At 39.2% G+C, this 17323-nt stretch carries 17 protein-coding genes and 2 pseudogenes; 10 read left to right on the forward strand and 9 right to left on the reverse strand.

Going from position 1 to position 17323, the window contains the following annotated elements; all coding sequences use genetic code 11:
- Positions 1-11 precede the first annotated feature (11 nt).
- The 8 genes and pseudogenes from cas9 to rhuM (CEQ75_RS16640) all read right to left on the reverse strand — a co-directional run.
- Positions 12-4037, reverse strand: a complete 4026-nt coding sequence (gene cas9, locus CEQ75_RS16605; RefSeq protein WP_089612183.1) for a type II CRISPR RNA-guided endonuclease Cas9 — start codon at positions 4035-4037, stop codon at positions 12-14.
- 355 nt (positions 4038-4392) lie between these two features.
- A complete protein-coding gene (locus CEQ75_RS16610) occupies positions 4393-4734 on the reverse strand; it encodes a hypothetical protein (RefSeq protein ID WP_089612184.1) in 342 nt (113 codons plus the stop codon).
- Between the two features lie 239 nt (positions 4735-4973).
- Positions 4974-5231 (reverse strand): annotated as a pseudogene (locus CEQ75_RS19610) (transposase); the annotation flags it as partial.
- 495 nt (positions 5232-5726) lie between these two features.
- Entirely contained in the window at positions 5727-6071 is a 345-nt protein-coding gene (locus CEQ75_RS16620) for a DDE-type integrase/transposase/recombinase (protein WP_089612185.1), read from the reverse strand.
- The gene (locus CEQ75_RS16625; protein WP_089612186.1) at positions 6016-6471 is read right to left on the reverse strand and encodes an IS3 family transposase; all 456 of its coding nucleotides are present in this window, start codon (positions 6469-6471) and stop codon (positions 6016-6018) included. Before CEQ75_RS16625 ends, CEQ75_RS16620 begins: the two co-directional genes overlap by 56 nt.
- 14 nt (positions 6472-6485) lie before the next feature.
- Complete coding sequence (locus tag CEQ75_RS16630) at positions 6486-6776, reverse strand: transposase (protein WP_089610851.1); 291 nt, start codon at positions 6774-6776, stop codon at positions 6486-6488.
- Between the two features lie 384 nt (positions 6777-7160).
- Positions 7161-7460: a hypothetical protein gene (locus CEQ75_RS18500; protein WP_157677514.1), complete on the reverse strand. Its 300-nt coding sequence runs from the start codon at positions 7458-7460 to the stop codon at positions 7161-7163.
- Between the two features lie 98 nt (positions 7461-7558).
- Positions 7559-7882, reverse strand: a pseudogene (gene rhuM, locus CEQ75_RS16640) (RhuM family protein); the annotation flags it as partial.
- Between the two features lie 142 nt (positions 7883-8024).
- Between rhuM (CEQ75_RS16640) and CEQ75_RS16645 the strand changes: the two are divergent.
- Positions 8025-9416: an IS4 family transposase gene (locus CEQ75_RS16645; RefSeq protein WP_420828388.1), complete on the forward strand. Its 1392-nt coding sequence runs from the start codon at positions 8025-8027 to the stop codon at positions 9414-9416.
- Here CEQ75_RS16645 and rhuM (CEQ75_RS16650) read toward each other — a convergent pair.
- Positions 9366-10091, reverse strand: coding sequence for a RhuM family protein (gene rhuM / locus CEQ75_RS16650; RefSeq protein WP_089612189.1), 726 nt, complete (start codon positions 10089-10091; stop codon positions 9366-9368). The genes CEQ75_RS16645 and rhuM (CEQ75_RS16650) overlap by 51 nt on opposite strands.
- Positions 10092-10266: 175 nt before the next feature.
- Between rhuM (CEQ75_RS16650) and CEQ75_RS16655 the strand changes: the two genes are divergently transcribed.
- The 9 genes from CEQ75_RS16655 to CEQ75_RS16695 all read left to right on the forward strand — a co-directional run bounded on the left by CEQ75_RS16655 (position 10267) and on the right by CEQ75_RS16695 (position 17317).
- Positions 10267-10671: an RNA methyltransferase gene (locus CEQ75_RS16655; protein WP_089612190.1), complete on the forward strand. Its 405-nt coding sequence runs from the start codon at positions 10267-10269 to the stop codon at positions 10669-10671.
- Between the two features lie 98 nt (positions 10672-10769).
- On the forward strand, positions 10770-11591 hold the full coding sequence (locus CEQ75_RS16660; protein ID WP_089612191.1) for a ParA family protein: 822 nt from the start codon (positions 10770-10772) through the stop codon (positions 11589-11591).
- Positions 11548-12486: a ParB/RepB/Spo0J family partition protein gene (locus tag CEQ75_RS16665; protein ID WP_089612192.1), complete on the forward strand. Its 939-nt coding sequence runs from the start codon at positions 11548-11550 to the stop codon at positions 12484-12486. The genes CEQ75_RS16660 and CEQ75_RS16665 overlap by 44 nt, the downstream gene beginning before the upstream one ends.
- 20 nt (positions 12487-12506) lie before the next feature.
- Positions 12507-13442, forward strand: coding sequence for a DUF6017 domain-containing protein (locus CEQ75_RS16670; protein WP_476728648.1), 936 nt, complete (start codon positions 12507-12509; stop codon positions 13440-13442).
- 35 nt (positions 13443-13477) lie between these two features.
- Positions 13478-13963 (forward strand): PcfB family protein, encoded by a 486-nt coding sequence (locus tag CEQ75_RS16675; RefSeq protein WP_089612194.1) that lies wholly within the window; start codon positions 13478-13480, stop codon positions 13961-13963.
- Entirely contained in the window at positions 13960-15732 is a 1773-nt protein-coding gene (locus tag CEQ75_RS16680; protein ID WP_089612195.1) for a VirD4-like conjugal transfer protein, CD1115 family, read from the forward strand. Before CEQ75_RS16675 ends, CEQ75_RS16680 begins: the two co-directional genes overlap by 4 nt.
- Positions 15733-15786: 54 nt before the next feature.
- Entirely contained in the window at positions 15787-16002 is a 216-nt protein-coding gene (locus CEQ75_RS16685) for a Maff2 family mobile element protein (protein WP_025434998.1), read from the forward strand.
- 13 nt (positions 16003-16015) lie between these two features.
- Positions 16016-16885, forward strand: coding sequence for a VirB6/TrbL-like conjugal transfer protein, CD1112 family (locus CEQ75_RS16690; protein ID WP_089612196.1), 870 nt, complete (start codon positions 16016-16018; stop codon positions 16883-16885).
- A gap of 18 nt (positions 16886-16903) precedes the next feature.
- Positions 16904-17317, forward strand: a complete 414-nt coding sequence (locus CEQ75_RS16695; RefSeq protein WP_089612197.1) for a PrgI family protein — start codon at positions 16904-16906, stop codon at positions 17315-17317.
- Positions 17318-17323: the final 6 nt, after the last annotated feature.

Below are 17323 nucleotides of genomic sequence, written 5' to 3' on the forward strand. Positions count from 1 at the left end.
TATGCGCCAGCTCATAGCTTTAACAGATCCACTTCTTGGGTGAAGATGCCAGTAGGAGATTGATTGATAATTTTTGCTTGTTTATTTTTTGAAATATCCTTTGGCAGCACTATGATACCTGCATTTTTCGCTCCACCGATCAAACTTAAATCCGCCGAAACACTATTACATTGGAAGAGATATAATGCTTCAGCCAATAATTTGCATTGTTGTCCGAAAGAACTTCCCCCAAACTTTTCCCTGCCTTTTTCAAATTTCTCGACTTGGGCGGACAACCGTACATTATATACCGTGTTCTGCAGTTTCTGCTGATAAACTTCATAAATCCGATTGTTTTCCTCTTCAGATATTCCATCAAAAACTGTGATGGGAAGTTCGCGTTTTGCTTCTTTGGATCTATTTAGATATTTAAGGACGTTTTTAAGGTATAGTTCATCATCCCTTCCAATGCATAATTGATTAGCTCCTTTAAAAATCAGCCTGTCCCCTGTTCTTCCCGATAAATGCATCTTAAATCCATCAATATCAAAGAGAGTATTTATTTTTATCTTGGACAGTAAAATTCTTGCATTTTTCAATTTTAAATTTTCTAAACTATAGCGTAGTTTCGCCTCATTATCACCTTCCAGCTGTTTTGCAAGATGCACAGGCACATATTCAATAGTGCGAACTTTCTTCTTTTTATGGTCGTGCTCGGCTAGCATAAAATAAGCACCCGCTACTTTATTATAGCCGCCATATTTCCCAATATCACTTAACCGCGGGTCGCTGCTTTTTATTGGTAACTGACCAGTCCCTTTTCTGACAATCATTTGATCAAAAAGAGCACCCTTGGACTCTGTAGCATATCGGGTAAATAAAATATTATTTTTTGCCATCACCTTCTTTACATCAATTATGGTTCCGTTTTCCCCTGCTTTCCACGCAGTAAGGCCATTCCTGGCAACATCAAAATCATACATGCGGTTGAGGTTATACTGTTTCCCGTGATATTCCTTGATGAAGTTAATGGGGCTATGTGTAAACTTGGTATTGTAAACATTTCCTACAACAATATTTAAATAAGCATCTTTGGCATGATGATAATCATTGATATCACGAACTTTTATCAAATCAGCCCACTGGCGAAAATCGGATACATTACCTGCCTTTACATAAACAATTTCTGAAGTATCAAATGTTTTTTTCAGTATATCCGCAACAGCTTTTGTCGATTGGCTCGTTTCTACAACCTGGCGGGCTATAAAGTCTGCCAACTCATCCTGAGAAAAAGGTATCGTACGCGTTAACCTGTCATACTTCTTCTGTCCAATAAAATTTTTATTATATAGACTTTTCCAAAAGTCCCGGTTCTTTTCCTGAATCTCCCTGGATAAAGGATATCTATCGGATTTATCGTGATTTATTGTCCGCTTCACCAAAACACGATTCTCAAGACTATCATCTTTGATCCTGGATCTAGGGAAAATGTGATCCACATCATATATATTTTGGTCAAACAAGTTTTCCAAATTAATGGATTCACCGGTATACATGCAGCGTCCCATTTGCGTGTAATACAAATACAACCTATCACTTCTCAAATCTCCATCCGTTTTTCCGGCGATTTCTTCTGACCAATTGCGTTCCTCTGTTTTACAAGCATTATAAAGCTCAACCAATTTATCTTTTCTGGATTTGGTTGGCTTCTTCTGTGCATCAGCTCGTGTCATTTCCACAAAAACCTTCTTGGGTTGAGACTGCATCACTTTCGCTATTTCTTTAACAATGAGTAAGGTTTGCCAGATACTCCTTTTTACCGCCGGTGATACATAAAGATCCTCGACCATCTCATAGGTAATCTCTGATGGAGTTCCTGTCTGAGATGCATTATATTTCTCCACCTCATCCAAATAATCAAAACGCCCGCTTAACAATTGCATCAGATTATTGTTTGTGTTCCGCAGGGCAGAAATAATATTTAAACATACTCCGGTTCCTTTATCCTTATGTACAATATCCTCCAGAAATTCTTTTGAAAATCGCCCCCAGCCTGAATATTTCAAAGAAGTTAAGTTATTTATTTCCTTATCTGAAAGCTCGTCACCATAATGTTTTTTAATTCGTCCTTTCAGCAGATACGTATCATCACCAAATAAAACAATCCAGCAAATAATATCTTCAACCATGGTAACATTACTAACCTTGTCACCAATTCGCCGCTTAAAATCTAAGTAGGACGTTAAAGATGTCTTGAAATCCCCATCAATACCGCTGATCTCATCTTGCTTCCCAATAACCCCCTCTGCCTCAAGATAGTCACGTAAGCGTTTCATGGTCACCTTAGTATATTTCATAAATAAATCAGCATATATCTTCTGTTTGAGATCAACAGAGATTCCTTCACCATTAATCTTCAAATTATTAAGCTCGTTCAAAACCATATATTCACTATACAAAAGAGAATTCTTAGGGATCACATCAGCCCCGAAAAGATAAGTACATTTATTGGTCATACGCCTGATAAAGCCTTCTGCACTTGCCTCCAAATCCACAACCTCTTCAAAGTTCCACGGAAGAATCTTTTCCTGTGCACGTTTAATGATCCAACAGTTACTTTTGCCTTTATCTTTATGAGCATCATTAAGCGGCCCCACATAATAAGGTATACGGAATGTCAGTATCTTGATAATTTTTTCCTTGGCGGATAATCCAGTTTCATCCACCTCATTCAAGAAATTAAGATACCGTGACGCATTATTTAATATTACCTCCAGTTCTTCCCGATGCATTTGATAAGGAATAACACCATTATCTTTTGATGTCTGTTTCGGCAGCAAAGTTTTATTTTCCAGTTCCTTCATTATATATAAATATTCCGGATCTTCCGTATCAATATTTTTTAGAAGTCCCTCCAGGTACTTGCATACTTCATCTTGCTGCACACATTTCTTATTAACAGCAATTTTTTTATTATTTTTCTTACACAGGCCGACGTAGGCACAATAATTGTTTTTGACTGCAGGGTCTGAGAAAACCTCATGATATTTTTCCGACCGATAAGTTTTTACGACTTTCTTTAATAGCTTTAAATCCTTTTTGTGTTTTTCATAGACTGCTGTTTTTGTATATGATAAATATTTTTCTCCTTGACGAATATTCGCCAAAACAGACCAATCATATATAGCTTTTAATTTTTCCAGATAAAACATTCTATCATCCAGTAGAGCAGCCAATTGATCCTTGTTGGTTTCATAATCCTCATTATTAAAACACACTTTGTTAATCTCAGCCTCATTCAAAGATTGATCATTAAATAATTCACTTAATTTAGCAGGTGACCCTAAAATCAATCCAATCATAGCTATTTTTTGTTTCGTATCCCCATCCAAAAGTTTCCCAAGCTGTTTCTTCTTATCCCGAATACCTATTTCCTTAGACTTTAATATTTCTTCCACCCGATCCAAATTTTCACATTCAAAATCTATCTGAAATTCATCATAAAGATGCACTTTCAAATCATTAAATACCTTCGGAAAAGAAGTGATGCTCTCCATGTTTTGTCCTTCAAAAAGAAAATGTCCCCGGCTTTTTATGATATGATGAACTGCCAGATAAACCAATCTGACATCAAATTCTTCTTCATTATCGATTAATGCTTTTCTTAAGTGGTATATGGTTGGGTACTTTCGATGATAATCTTTATCATTAAATCCAACATCGTTAAAAAACGCATAGGGCTGATTGACAGTTTTATCTTCTTGATAGAATTTACTTTCTTTCAATCGCAGAAAAAACCCCGGATCTACTTTACAAATTTCTTCAGCAAATATTTCCTGCAGAAGTTGTATTCTCTGGATTTTTCTTTGCTGCCGCCGACGTGCCGTCCGGTGTATTCTTCGTTCTGCCGCTGTTTTTCCCCCTTCAAACAAACGAATACCCCATAAAGCTTTACCATTCAATTTTTGTAATTTGTAATTCAGATCAGTTACAGCCCAACCAATAGAGTCGGTTCCAATATCCAGTCCTAAATAATAGTCTCCAAACTTCTTTTTCATAGTTGACAACCCCTATAACTTATATTAAAATTAGTTATGTCTTATAGCTACCCTATGAGATTACACCATTAGTTCAAATAAAAATTTATTCAAATCGTCTTTGTGACTCCACAGTGTGTGGTATAAGAACTTGCTTATGCAGGTTCTTTTTATTATTTAAATACATGACTATCCGACTAGCTCAGGATAGGTATGAACGATGTGCTCTTGTCATCCTGAGCGTTAGCGAAAGATCTAAGCTTTTTAAAACATAAGATTCTTCACCTGCAGTTCAGAATAACAGAAAAAGAAGATAATTCCTGGATCAAATTGATCGTCACATTTAAATAAATAAACTGCATTTCATTAGTCAATTCTACATAATTATGGAAAATCCTTTATTTTTCCTTGTTTTCTTTACTACGCAACAGGGGGACAGATTCATTGTCACCATTAAAATTGCAAGAACAAAAGGATCGTCCCTTTGCACCCTCCTCAAACAGGTAACCGTCCCCTGCTCTAATTTATTGTACTTTTCTTTTAATTTATTCCATTCGTTTTGGAATCTGTTCATTTCTTCTTTAAGTTCTTTATTATATGGCTCTCCATCAAGGCCAGGGGGAATAATATAATCTTTGTATTTTTCGAATAATTTTTCTCTATTTTTTAGATGTTTCTGTTTAATCTTTTCAAACTCTTTTACATAATCTTCATTCATTAAGTTTTATCCTTTCATATAAAAAAATATAGTCCTTAGCAAATTGTTCGACTAAAACAACTAAAACATAAAACAGGGGTAAAACAGGGGACGGTTCCCTGTTCCAGCACTGATAAATCTTATTAATAGCAAAGTCGGTAAGTCTGGATATTTATGTCAAACAAAGAACCAACCCTTTTTATTATTTTAACTTTGGGCGGGACAAGGAACCTGTCCGAGACCACTGAAAAAGTGCCCTTTTAAAACAACTCTATCGGCACAAATGTTGGTTTCCCCCCAAATATTAGCCTTGACTTAAAGATATTTAAACTGAAACAGGAAAGTGAAAGAGATCCAGAGGATAGTATGGCTGCTATCCTCTTTAAATTTACCACAATAGCCGTTAATTTAGATTGTACGGACATGCTTCGCTTACCGTACCCTCGGGCACGGTTTAATCCATGATGATTTTTCATCTCACCGTTTTTCCATTCATGTCCTGCACGGCTTTTATATTTTGGATTTGTCAATATTGGTTCAGTAAAAAAGCGCAAGGATAAAATATTAGTTTAATTGAAAATGGAAATTTACTCTTTCTAAAATAGCACCACCATTGAAAACATGTTTAAGAATTAATGAAAACTATTAATGTTTTTTGGTTAGCCCAGAGATAATTACCACTTGGGCTACTTAGGTGCCGAAGGGGAGCCTTTACAGACGGGGTCCCCAAGCGTGTTAAAATAGTTTTTAGACGGGCTTAAATGAAACATTATGTTTCTCGGAGCCGCCCGTCGGTAATTTAATAACGACACGCGTGGGGTGGATGTCAAGGCCACCGGGGTTTCATAAAACAATCGGACTATATTTTAAAAAGTCAATTTAGGCTGCTATTTGATTTTGGTAATACATTCCCCTAAATATCATTGGGGGCCATCCATTGTTCGTACTATAAATACGCCTTAAATTATAGTAACAAATATACCTGTATATTACTGTTTTAACCTCTGCTGTAGTCATTTTTGTAGTATCCATCTGATATCGTTTTTCTTTTTTAGGGTGGCAAAAAAGCTCTCCATTCTAGCATTGTCATAACAACGGCCGACACTGCTCATGCTTTGTATTGCCCCATATTGAGTTAAGGTGTTTCTGAAGATACCGCTGGTAAATTGGCTTCCCCTGTCTGAATGCAGGATCATTCCCCTGGCCCCATCATTGCGACAGGCATGTTTAAAGGCCTCTACGCAAAGTTCGGCTTTCATATTAGTATCCATTTTAAAACCACGTATGCTGCCGTCGTAGCAGTCAAGTACTGGCGCAAGATAGAGCTTCCCGTTTTTTACAAGGTATTTCGGTAATATCCATTAACCATTTTTCATTGGGATTTTGTGCTGTAAAATCCTGGTTTATGAGGTTCTCTGCTTTTTGTGCCTCAGAATCGGCTTTCGTTATTCCTTTTGGCCTTCTTTTACAATGGATCATTAGATTGTTTTCTTTACATATTCTGTATATAGTGCTATAGCTACCTTCATAATTTTTATTATTCATTAGGTATTGATATATTCTTTTAACTCCATAATTTGCGTTTTCCGGATCTTCTTTCAAGAGATCATAAATCTGTTTTAATAGATCAGCATATTTGTAGGGTTTACTTTTATTTCTAAGGTATTTATAATAGCCGGATTCGCTTACCTGAAGTACCCGACATAATGCCGCTACGCTCCATTTTCTTTCCTGGCTGCGTAATTCAATGTACTTCATCCGCTGATCCTTTTTTACTTCCTCCGGCTTTTTGCGAAAAAACCTAAAGCATCCTGAAGTATTTCTATGTCTTCCCGGGCTTGTTTTAATTCCTTGCGAAGTCTGTCATTTTCTGCTTTGATTTCTTCTTCGCTCATTTGCCGGCCGTTACTATCAAATACCATTTTTTGTTTCTTGGCTCGGGCTTTCCAACCGTAAATTGTACCTTCTTTAATTCCCAATCGTTGGGCTGCTGCCGCTGCCCCTATTTCATTAGCTAGTTTTAGAGCTTCAATGCGTTCCTCTTTTGTGTAACTTTTTGCCATCCAAAATCGCTCCTTTGTATTTTTAGTATATCATTTCCTTGCGATTTTGGACTGCACTTTAATTATAGCACTCCAGTTTCCACCTTTCTAAAACTCTTTTAATGCGGCTACATTTATAATTTCATCTGATGTTTGGATAATATGTGCAACAGTATTTATGATTATCACTACTCCAAAAATGGTGAAAATCCAGTCGAATAAATGTTTTGCTTTTTGGTATTTTTTCCCCTCACTGATATCGCATATAAAAACCCAATAAATACAGCAATTGGTACAATAATTATTTCTATGATTAACTCAAATGTCCAGAAGTTCAGTATAAACTCGATAATGACAATTAATGCAATATTTTCTTTTATTAGTCGTGCAAAGAAATGGTTATCTTTAGCCTTTTCTATTGTTCTTACAAATAATGGTAACTCCACAAACAAGACCCAAAAGATTGTGTCTTTTAGTAATGAAGTATCCCAAAACCCTATTGCATATAACCCGTAAGTCACTAATCCAAAATAACTTAAAAACACAATATAAAAACACAACAAATTTGCGACTGAATAATATTGGTAATACTGATTTTAAGAATTGGCGAACGGGTTTTGTAAAAACTGAGATAGCAACAGCAAGTATAACCCATATCCCAACTGCAATCTCACGATTATTAAAAATTTCTTGCAATTCAGCCACTATTGCTCTCCTTCACTAATATAATTGATGTTAGTCCAAATTAAACATACTCTTAACATCCTCAACTTCCCATAATAGCTATAATGTGTAATGTGTACTTATTTTTTATTGTTCCCATTTAACAACTTCATTTCCATATCTTCCAAAGCCTTTATATAACCCTTCTCTGCCTGAGAAACATCCCCTAAATGCAAATCTTTATATTTATTATATTCTTCCTTTGCCTTAAGTTCAGCTGTTTTAGCACTGATCTTCCCAGCATGGGTAAGTATTTCATGCTTGGACAATTTCAGAAATCCATCCAAAGTCTCAATCCAATCAGCCATATACATAGGTATTCTTCTGCGAGCTTGCATTTCAGCAAATTCTAGGTAAGCAGAAACTATACTGTTTAATGCAGATAACTCATCCTCTGTACAATAGTTTTTAGCTACTCAACTTTCGCACTAGAAAAATGTCCTCAAACCCTTGGTAAATATGAAATTTAACAACAAAAACACCCCCTCGATATGGTAAAATTGAAGTGACAAAACCCAATTATTCCATAGAAAGAAGGGTGTTCTTGTGACTTCTATATTACCAAAAAAAATAGCTTCTGAAAAGGAGTCAGCCAATTACGTTGCAAACTTTTTCAAGGAACATAAAATTGGCCAAACATTAAAGCAGTCGAACTTTTTTAAACAGAAGGGCTTTCCTTGCAAAGACCTACTACAGTTTCTTGTGACGCTGATCTTTATGGGCAAAAACCTATGGCGCTATCTGAACACCGATGCCAACAACGCCCCATTTCAAAAAGATGCTGTCTACCGATTTCTGAACAACTGCTACTACAACTGGCGTAAGTTCTTGCTGCTGCTCAGCTCCCAGATCATTCAAAACCACATCGTACCGCTCACTGACGAGAAGCGAGTCAATGTCTTTATCATCGATGACTCCCTTTTCAGTCGATCCCGAAGCAAGGCAGTAGAACTTCTGGCTAGGGTCTACGACCATGTGGAACACAAATACGTCCGAGGCTTCCGAATGCTAACCTTGGGTTGGTCAGACGGCAACACCTTTTTGCCTCTAGCCTTCTCCCTGCTTAGCTCAGAGAAGGAATCGAACCGACTACAAGGCATGAATGCTATGGACAAACGGACAAACGGCTATAAGAGACGTAAAGAGGCTATCCACAAGAGCACTGAAGTGTTGTTGGAACTGCTAAAACAAGCCAAGGCGTACATGGTTCCGGCCAGCTACCTCCTGTTTGACAGTTGGTTTTCCTTTCCCGTCGTGATCAGAAAGGTATTGGAACAGCAACTTCACACCATCTGTATGCTTAAGTCGATGCCCACAGTCAAATATGAATACCAGGGACAAAATCTCACCCTGAACAAGCTGTATGCCGCAGTCAAAAAGAAACGGGGTCGGGCCAAAGTCCTTGCCTCTATCATTGTAGAAATTGGCCAGATGTCAAGCGGCGAACCAGTACAAGCTAAGATCGTATTTGTCAGGGACAGAAGAGCCAAGAAGAAATGGCTAGCGCTCCTCACCACCGATACTGAACTTCCGGATGAAGAGGTCATCCGCATTTATGGGAAGCGTTGGAACATCGAGGTTTTCTTCAAGATGTCCAAGTCCTATCTCGGGTTGTCCAAAGAGTTTCAGGGACGTTCTTATGATTCCATGGTGGCGCACGTTACCATCGTGTTTATCCGATACATCATGCTGGCTTTGGAGAGCCGAAACGGTGAAGACCCGAGAACCATTGGCAACCTTTTCTACATCTGTTGCGACGAGTTACAGGATATCAGCTTAGTGGAGGCGCTACAGAGAATCTTCTTCCTAATGGAACAATTTTTACAAGAGCAACTACAACTGGCAGAGGCAGAAATCCGCAAACTGATTGACTTCTTAATCAGCAATTTACCCTCGTTTTTCAAGGAACGACTGGCTGTTTCTTTCTGCGAAAGTTGAGTTAGCTACTAATGCATCCGCTTGTTTGGGTTGTTCTCCTTTAAAATTAAGCATTCCCATATAAGGCTTGTCTGCATCTGCCGAATAATAAATCTTTTCTGCCGCAGTTTGCCCATGAGCTGCCCAGTGCATTTTATTTTGTACTGTCTTAAAAAATAAAGTTGATGTTTCTGCATTTGGATTGTAATCTACACTTGTTGCATAGATATCAAGCACCTTCCTCCAGAATACTTTTTCTGATGAACGAATATCACGAATACGCTCCAACAATTCATCAAAATAAATTCCACCGCCATTATTTTTTAAAAGCTCATCATTCATGGCGAATCCTTTTTTCATATATTCTTTTAAAACATTGCTTGCCCAAATTCTAAACTGAGTGCCTCGTATGGATCTTACACGATAACCAACTGAGATGATTACATCTAAGTTATAGTAGTCTACTTGATAATCCTTTCCATCAGAAGCAGTGTAGGCAAATTTTGCCCACACTGAATTTTTCTGAAGCTCGCCTTCTTTGAAAATATTTCTTATATGTTTTCCAATTACACTCCTATCACGCTGAAATAATTCTGCCATTTGGTCAATAGATAGCCAAACTGTGTCACCGTCAAAAGTAGTTTCAATTTTAGTCAAACCGTCGTCTGTTTGATACATTATAATTTCTGAACTCATATTTACGCTCCTTACGCACCTTTCCTTTATTATACATGTTTAATCAAAGTACTTCCATTATGTTACTTTTTTGTTATATCTATCTTCCTCAGCTTTTCTCGCTATCTCATCAATGGGAATCTGTCCTTCCTCATCACCAAACTCTACATTTACGTTGATATGAGTGTCTGCTTTTTTGTGGGAGAGAGATACAACCGCCTCAACGTGTATTCCAAAATACCACAGACCTCCAGACAGCTACATCAATATAACGGTAGCCTTCGGTAATGGCGATGGAATGATTCCATTGGATAACCTTGGCGCTTTTAGCAACAGGCTTCCTCTTACTAATATAGCCTCAAAAGCAGAGGTATACAAGCCAAAACCCAAAACAACTTACAATATGATTAAGGACTATGTCCTAAATAAATATAGCTTCAATGTGCATACCGCATACATTGCTGAAGTCAAACGCAGTTTAGGACTTCCTATGCTCGATGCACCTAATGCAGTCGAAACACTAAAAAGCCCTCGAAAGCACCCCACTCCTATTCAAGTCGTTGCTATTAAAGAAGCGCTTAGTCATTTTGAAGTCATTTAGACCTGAAATCGCCTTTTGCATTTTGCAAAGGGCTATTTCTGTTTGTACAAATAAGATAATTTCAATCTTTTAACGCTAATCACAAAGGAGGAACAAAAGTGAATGCTAATGTAATCGCCATCACTAACCAAAAAGGCGGTGTCGGGAAAACAACCACCTGTGTCAATTTAGGTATAGGGCTAGCACTTGAAGGTAAAAAAGTACTGCTGATAGACACTGATCCCCAAGGCAGTTTATCTATCAGCTTAGGATATCCGCAACCTGATAAACTCCCTATCACCCTCGCTACTGTCATGAGTAATTTACTGACGGACAAGCCCATTGATTGTAAAGATGGCATCTTAACGCATGCTGAAGGTGTGGATTTACTCCCTGCCAATATTGAACTTTCCGGCATGGAAGTATCTCTCGTAAATGCTATGAGCCGTGAAACCGTCTTAAAACAATATATCGACACTTTAAGAAAGCAATATGACTATGTGCTTTTAGACTGTATGCCTTCCCTTGGAATGCTGACAGTTAACGCCCTTGCTGCGGCAGACAGTGTGATTATTCCTGTGCAGGCTCAATATCTGCCTGTTAAGGGATTGGAACAGCTCTTGCAAACTATTCATAAGGTTCGCAAACAGATTAACCCCAAATTGAAGATAGATGGTGTTCTGCTGACAATGGTGGACAACCGCACCAATTTTGCTAAGGACATCGGCTCTTTGCTCCGTGAAACTTACGGAGGCAATATGAAGGTTTTTTCGGTAGAAATCCCCCATTCTGTGCGAGCTGCTGAAACCAGTGCTGAGGGAAAGAGCATATTTGCCCATGACCCAAAGGGGAAAGTTGCTGAAAGTTATAAGGATTTGACGAAGGAGGTGTTGAAAATTGAAAAGCTCCGCCAAAAAAATAAGTCTGACATCGGTAGATGATTTGTTTTCTACTGAAGAAAGCCGTGTCGATGAACAAAGAGAAAAGATTGTTGAGATACCCCTATCAGAACTCCATCCCTTCAAAGATCATCCCTTTAAGGTAATTGATAATGAAGCAATGTTCGATACTGCTGAAAGCATCAAACAGTATGGTGTGCTTGTGCCTGCTATTGCAAGACCTAGAGAAGATGGCGGCTATGAACTTGTATCAGGACACCGACGTAAAAGAGCTTGTGAGCTTGCTTCGCTTGAAACCATGCCCGTTATTATCCGTAACCTTGACGACGATGCTGCCACTATCATTATGGTTGACAGCAATTTGCAGCGAGAAAATATACTGCCTAGTGAACGAGCTTTTGCCTACAAACTAAAACTATCTGCTATGAAAAGACAGGCAGGCAGACCGGCAAAAGAAAATGGTTCCCAATTTGGGAATAATTTATCGGGTAAAAAATCAAGCGAACTGTTAGCAGAGCAAACAGGCGAAAGCAAAAACCAAATATTTCGCTATATTCGCTTAACCGAGCTGGTCCCCGAACTCCTTTCAATGGTGGATGAAAAGAAAATTGCCTTTAACCCGGCAGTGGAACTGTCCTATCTAAAATCAGATGAGCAACTCCTTTTGATTGATGCAATGGATACAGAACAATCTACCCCTTCTCTTTCACAGGCTCAGCGACTCAAAAAATTCAGTGCAGAAGGCAACTGCACACTTGAGGCGATGTGTGCCATTATGAGCGAGGAAAAGAAAGGTGAACCCGATAAAGTTACACTGACTGGCGATAAAATCAAGAAGTACTTTCCTAAGAACTACACCCCGCAACAAATGGAGGCTACGATTATCAAGCTCCTAGAAGGGTGGCACAAAAAACGTACACAAGATCAAGAACGATAGAAAATCCGTTGTAAAAGGAGGTGATACGATTGGCAGTTTTCAGAGTAGAAAAGACAAAGGATTACACCGTGATGGCAAATCATCATTTGCGAAATGTTGCGCTTTCCCTCAAGGCAAAAGGACTGCTCTCCCTCATGCTTTCTCTGCCGGAAAACTGGGATTACACCACTAAGGGACTTTCCTGCATTTGCAAAGATGGTATTGATAGCATCAACGCCACCATCAAAGAGCTTGAAGAACATGGGTATGTTGTCCGAAGAAGAACACGAAACGAAAAAGGGCAACTCACCAGCATAGAATATACAATTCTTGAGCAGCCTCAACTCCTTGATAATAGCGAGCTTTCACCTAAACGGGAAAATCCAATCTTGGATAAGCCAATATTGGATAACCCAACACTGGAAAAACCTATATTGGAAAAACCTAAACTGGGTGAACCTATCTTGGTAAAACCCCACCAATTAAATACTAATACATCAAAGACTAATTCATTAAATCCTGATGTATTAAATATTGATTCATCAAATCCTTATCAATCAAATCCTAATCCAATAAAAAACTTCCCTCAAAAACGGATTGGATATGAGGAGATAGGATGTGATACTGCCCAAGAAGTAAAAGAAATGGTCTTGGAAAACCTTGAATATGAGTGCATCAGTCAGCGCTACAATGACGATCGCCTCGATGAAATTGTTGATCTCATGGTGGAAACATTATGTTCGACCAAGCCTACAATCAACATTGCAGGTGAAGAATATCCTGCACAGCTTGTCAAAGAAAAGCTTCTTCGGATAAATAGCTCGCATATCGAGTATGTGTTTTTCTGCCTTGATAAGAATACCACTTACATCCGCAATATTAGGCGTTACCTTCTTGCCACCCTTTTTAATGCGCCATCCACCATTGACCATTACTATACTGCACTGGTGAAACATGATTTTGGTGGCAGGCCATAGTAACATTTTTAGAAACCACGAAAGGAGGCAACCTCATGCAAGAAGAAGTAGAAAATAAAACAGTGGCATTGGCTATCAATGTTACTAAACTCACCGCTAGAGAGCTAAAGACAGCCATTCTCAAATATTTAGAATCTCAAAAAAATAGGGCCAGAAGTCGTGACAGCCCTAAAATTCCCCATGGCAAACAGAGCGTCAAATCTCTGGCCATACAAAATCAAGGCATGACAAGCATTGAGATAACGGATCAGAACATTAAGAGCTTTGAGCGCGTGGCAAGAAAATACGGTGTAGATTTTGCAGTTCAAAAAGACAAAAGTGTGATACCCCCAAAGTACATTGTGTTTTTCAAAGGGAGAGACGCCGATGCCATCACTGCTGCTTTCACTGAATTTACTGCCACAGCTGTTAAAAAGGCAGCCCGTCCGTCTGTGCTATCACAACTCAAGAAGTTCACCGAGCTTGTTAAAAACACCGTTTCAGACAGGATCAAGAACAAAGAGAAGGAGCAAAGTCGATGAACGAAAAGACAAAAAGGCTGCTCCTTTTGAATATCCCATACCTTGTTTTAGCTTTGCTTTTTACAAAAGCATCTCAGGCATGGCGGTTTGCAGTAGGGTATGACTTTGCCAGTAAGTTTTTAAACCTGACAAGCGGTTTTGCTCTAGCCTTTGAAAATCCCTTACCAAGTCTTCACTCCCAAGACCTGCTCATAGGCTTTCTATTCGGTGCTGTGCTTCGCCTTGTGGTTTATGTCAAAGGCAAAAACGCTAAAAAGTATCGAAAAGGAATCGAGTACGGCTCGGCAAGATGGGGAAACACGGAGGATATCCGCCCTTTTGCAGACCCCTTATTTCACAAAAATGTAATCCTGACAAAAACAGAAAGTCTCACCATGTCGAGTCGCCCTAAAAACCCAAAACATGCAAGAAATAAAAATGTGCTGATTGTAGGCGGCTCTGGCTCAGGTAAAACACGGTTTTGGCTGAAGCCCAACTTAATGCAGTGCCATAGTTCTTATGTGGTCACTGATCCAAAGGGCAGCATTGTAGTGGAATGTGGAAAAATGTTGCTTCGAAACGGCTATAAAATCAAAATCTTAAACACCATCAATTTCAAGAAGTCCATGCGCTATAACCCCTTCGCCTACATAAAAAGCGAAAAGGATATCTTGAAACTCGTCACAACTCTGATAGCCAACACAAAAGGTGAAGGTAAAGCGGGTGACGATTTTTGGGTCAAAGCTGAAACCCTGCTCTATACAGCACTCATTGGCTACATTTACTTTGAGGCTCCAGAAAATGAACAGAATTTTTCCACTCTCATCGAATTTATCAACGCCTCGGAGGTGCGTGAAGATGATGAGGATTTTCAAAATCCAGTTGACCTCATGTTTGAAACATTAGAAAAAAAAGACCCTCAGCATTTTGCTGTAAGGCAATACAAGAAGTACAAACTAGCCGCTGGCAAAACAGCAAAAAGCATACTCATCAGCTGTGGCGCAAGGCTTGCTCCATTTGATATCAAAGAGCTTCGTGAGCTGACTGCTTACGATGAACTGGAGCTTGATACCTTGGGAGACAAAAAGACCGCCCTCTTTATCATCATCAGTGATACTGACGATACCTTTAACTTCCTGGTATCTATGGCATATACGCAGCTTTTTAATCTCTTATGTGATAAGGCTGATGATGTATATGGTGGCAGGCTGCCCATTCATGTCCGATGCCTGATTGACGAGGCAGCAAATATCGGACAGATCCCCAAACTTGAAAAACTCATGGCTACAATCCGTAGCCGTGAAATCTCTGCTTGTCTTGTATTGCAGGCACAAAGCCAGTTAAAGGCTCTCTACAAGGACAATGCCGATACCATCATCGGCAACTGCGACAGCATGATTTTTCTTGGGGGCAAGGAAAAAACTACCCTCAAGGATTTATCTGAAACCCTTGGCAAGGAAACCATTGATATGTTCAATACTTCCGACACCAGAGGTGCACAAAGAAGCTATGGGCTTAATTATCAAAAGCTGGGAAAGGAGCTAATGAGCATGGATGAGCTTGCTGTAATGGATGGCGGCAAGTGCATTTTACAGCTACGAGGTGTTCGCCCGTTTCTCTCGGAAAAGTACGATATAACCAAGCATCCCCAGTATAAGTACCTATCCGATTTTGATAAGAGAAACACTTTCAATATTGAAAAATATCTATCTACAAAGCTAAAACCAAAGCCTGATGAGGTCTATGATGTGTATGAAATTGACCTCACAGACGAAACCGAAACCGCCTAATGAGCGGTTATTTTTATTTAAAAACTATGATAAGAAATTAGGAGGATACGAATTATGGCGTTTTTTAATGAAGCAGTAGAAGTTTTGCAGACACTGGTTATTGCACTTGGTGCAGGTCTTGGAATTTGGGGAGTTATCAACTTGCTCGAAGGTTACGGAAACGATAACCCCGGTGCTAAATCACAAGGGATGAAACAGCTCATGGCAGGTGGTGGCGTAGCACTTATCGGCATGACGCTTGTTCCCCTACTCTCTGGCTTGTTCAGTTAATTGGTAATACCATATGCAAAGCATCATCGACAGCATTACCGAATGGTTAAAGGAGCTGCTTATTAGCGGTATTACATCGAATTTGTCGGGGATGTTCGATACCGTCAACAGCAAAGTTGGCGAGATTGCAGGCGAAGTGGGCAAGACACCATCGGCGTGGAACGGTGGTGTCTTTTCCATGATCCAAAGCCTATCCGATAACGTGATTATCCCCATTGCCGGTATAATTCTGACCTTTGTGATGTGCTACGAGCTGATACAAATGGTCATTGAAAAGAATAACCTTCATGATATTGAAACTTTTATGTTTTTCAAATGGATTTTTAAAACCTTTGTGGCTGTGCTGATTATTACAAATACCTTCAACATCATCATGGGAATTTTTGATATGTCTCAGCATGTTGTATCAAATGCCGCAGGTGTAATCATTTCTGAAACTAACATCGACATCACCACTGTTATCGCCAGTATGGAGGAAAGGCTCAAGGAAATGGATCTTGGCCCTCTGTTGGGACTGTGGTTGCAAAGCACACTAATAGGCATTACGATGCACGCTCTATCTATTTGCATCTTCGTCATCATCTATGGACGAATGATCGAAATCTATTTAATGACCTCCATGGGCGCAATCCCTTTTGCCACAATGGTTAATCGAGAATGGGGCGGCATGGGTCAAAACTATTTAAGAGCCATGTTCGCTCTTGGATTTCAGGCTTTTCTAATCATGGTTTGCGTAGGCATATATGCCGTGCTCGTCCAGTCCATTGCCATCGATGAAGATATTATCAAGGCTGTATGGACCTGTGTTGGCTATACTGTACTGCTCTGCTTTTCCCTATTTAAAACAAGCTCAATGGCGAAAAGCCTGTTTAATGCTCATTAAGAGCAGAAAGGAGTTTTCATGGCTTATGTATCTGTACCCAAAGATTTAAGTACCGTAAAAACAAAAGTCGTATTCAATTTGACCAAGCGACAGCTCATCTGTTTTTCTGCGGCACTTGCAGTAGGATTGCCAGTGTTCTTCCTCACAAAGGATAGCACTGGTACAAGTAGCTCAACGCTTATGATGATTTTCACTATGCTCCCTCTTTTCATGTTAGCCATATACGAGAAGCATGGGCAGCCACTGGAAGTCATCCTAAAACACTATATTGAGGTGCGTTTCTTGAAACCAAAACAGCGCCCTTACAAAACTAACAATTTCTATGCCCTACTCATACGGCAGGATCAATTGGACAAGGAGGTAAAGCACATTGTCGAAGGCAGAAAATCAATCTCGTCCAAAGCTAACAAAGGCAGAACGACAGAAAATTAACGCAGC

This window comes from Dehalobacterium formicoaceticum (assembly GCF_002224645.1).
Taxonomy (GTDB): domain Bacteria; phylum Bacillota; class Dehalobacteriia; order Dehalobacteriales; family Dehalobacteriaceae; genus Dehalobacterium; species Dehalobacterium formicoaceticum.

Excerpts from the sequence above, each read along its gene's own strand:
- CEQ75_RS16625 (WP_089612186.1), bottom strand. The coding sequence starts at position 6,471 with ATGAAGTACATTGAATTACGCAGCCAGGAAAGAAAATGGAGCGTAGCG.
- cas9 (WP_089612183.1), bottom strand. The coding sequence starts at position 4,037 with ATGAAAAAGAAGTTTGGAGACTATTATTTAGGACTGGATATTGGAACC.
- rhuM (WP_089612189.1), bottom strand. The coding sequence starts at position 10,091 with ATGAGTTCAGAAATTATAATGTATCAAACAGACGACGGTTTGACTAAA.
- CEQ75_RS16695 (WP_089612197.1), top strand. The coding sequence starts at position 16,904 with ATGGCTTATGTATCTGTACCCAAAGATTTAAGTACCGTAAAAACAAAA.
- CEQ75_RS16630 (WP_089610851.1), bottom strand. The coding sequence starts at position 6,776 with ATGGCAAAAAGTTACACAAAAGAGGAACGCATTGAAGCTCTAAAACTA.
- CEQ75_RS16675 (WP_089612194.1), top strand. The coding sequence starts at position 13,478 with ATGCAAGAAGAAGTAGAAAATAAAACAGTGGCATTGGCTATCAATGTT.
- CEQ75_RS16610 (WP_089612184.1), bottom strand. The coding sequence starts at position 4,734 with ATGAATGAAGATTATGTAAAAGAGTTTGAAAAGATTAAACAGAAACAT.
- CEQ75_RS16680 (WP_089612195.1), top strand. The coding sequence starts at position 13,960 with ATGAACGAAAAGACAAAAAGGCTGCTCCTTTTGAATATCCCATACCTT.
- CEQ75_RS16685 (WP_025434998.1), top strand. The coding sequence starts at position 15,787 with ATGGCGTTTTTTAATGAAGCAGTAGAAGTTTTGCAGACACTGGTTATT.
- CEQ75_RS16690 (WP_089612196.1), top strand. The coding sequence starts at position 16,016 with ATGCAAAGCATCATCGACAGCATTACCGAATGGTTAAAGGAGCTGCTT.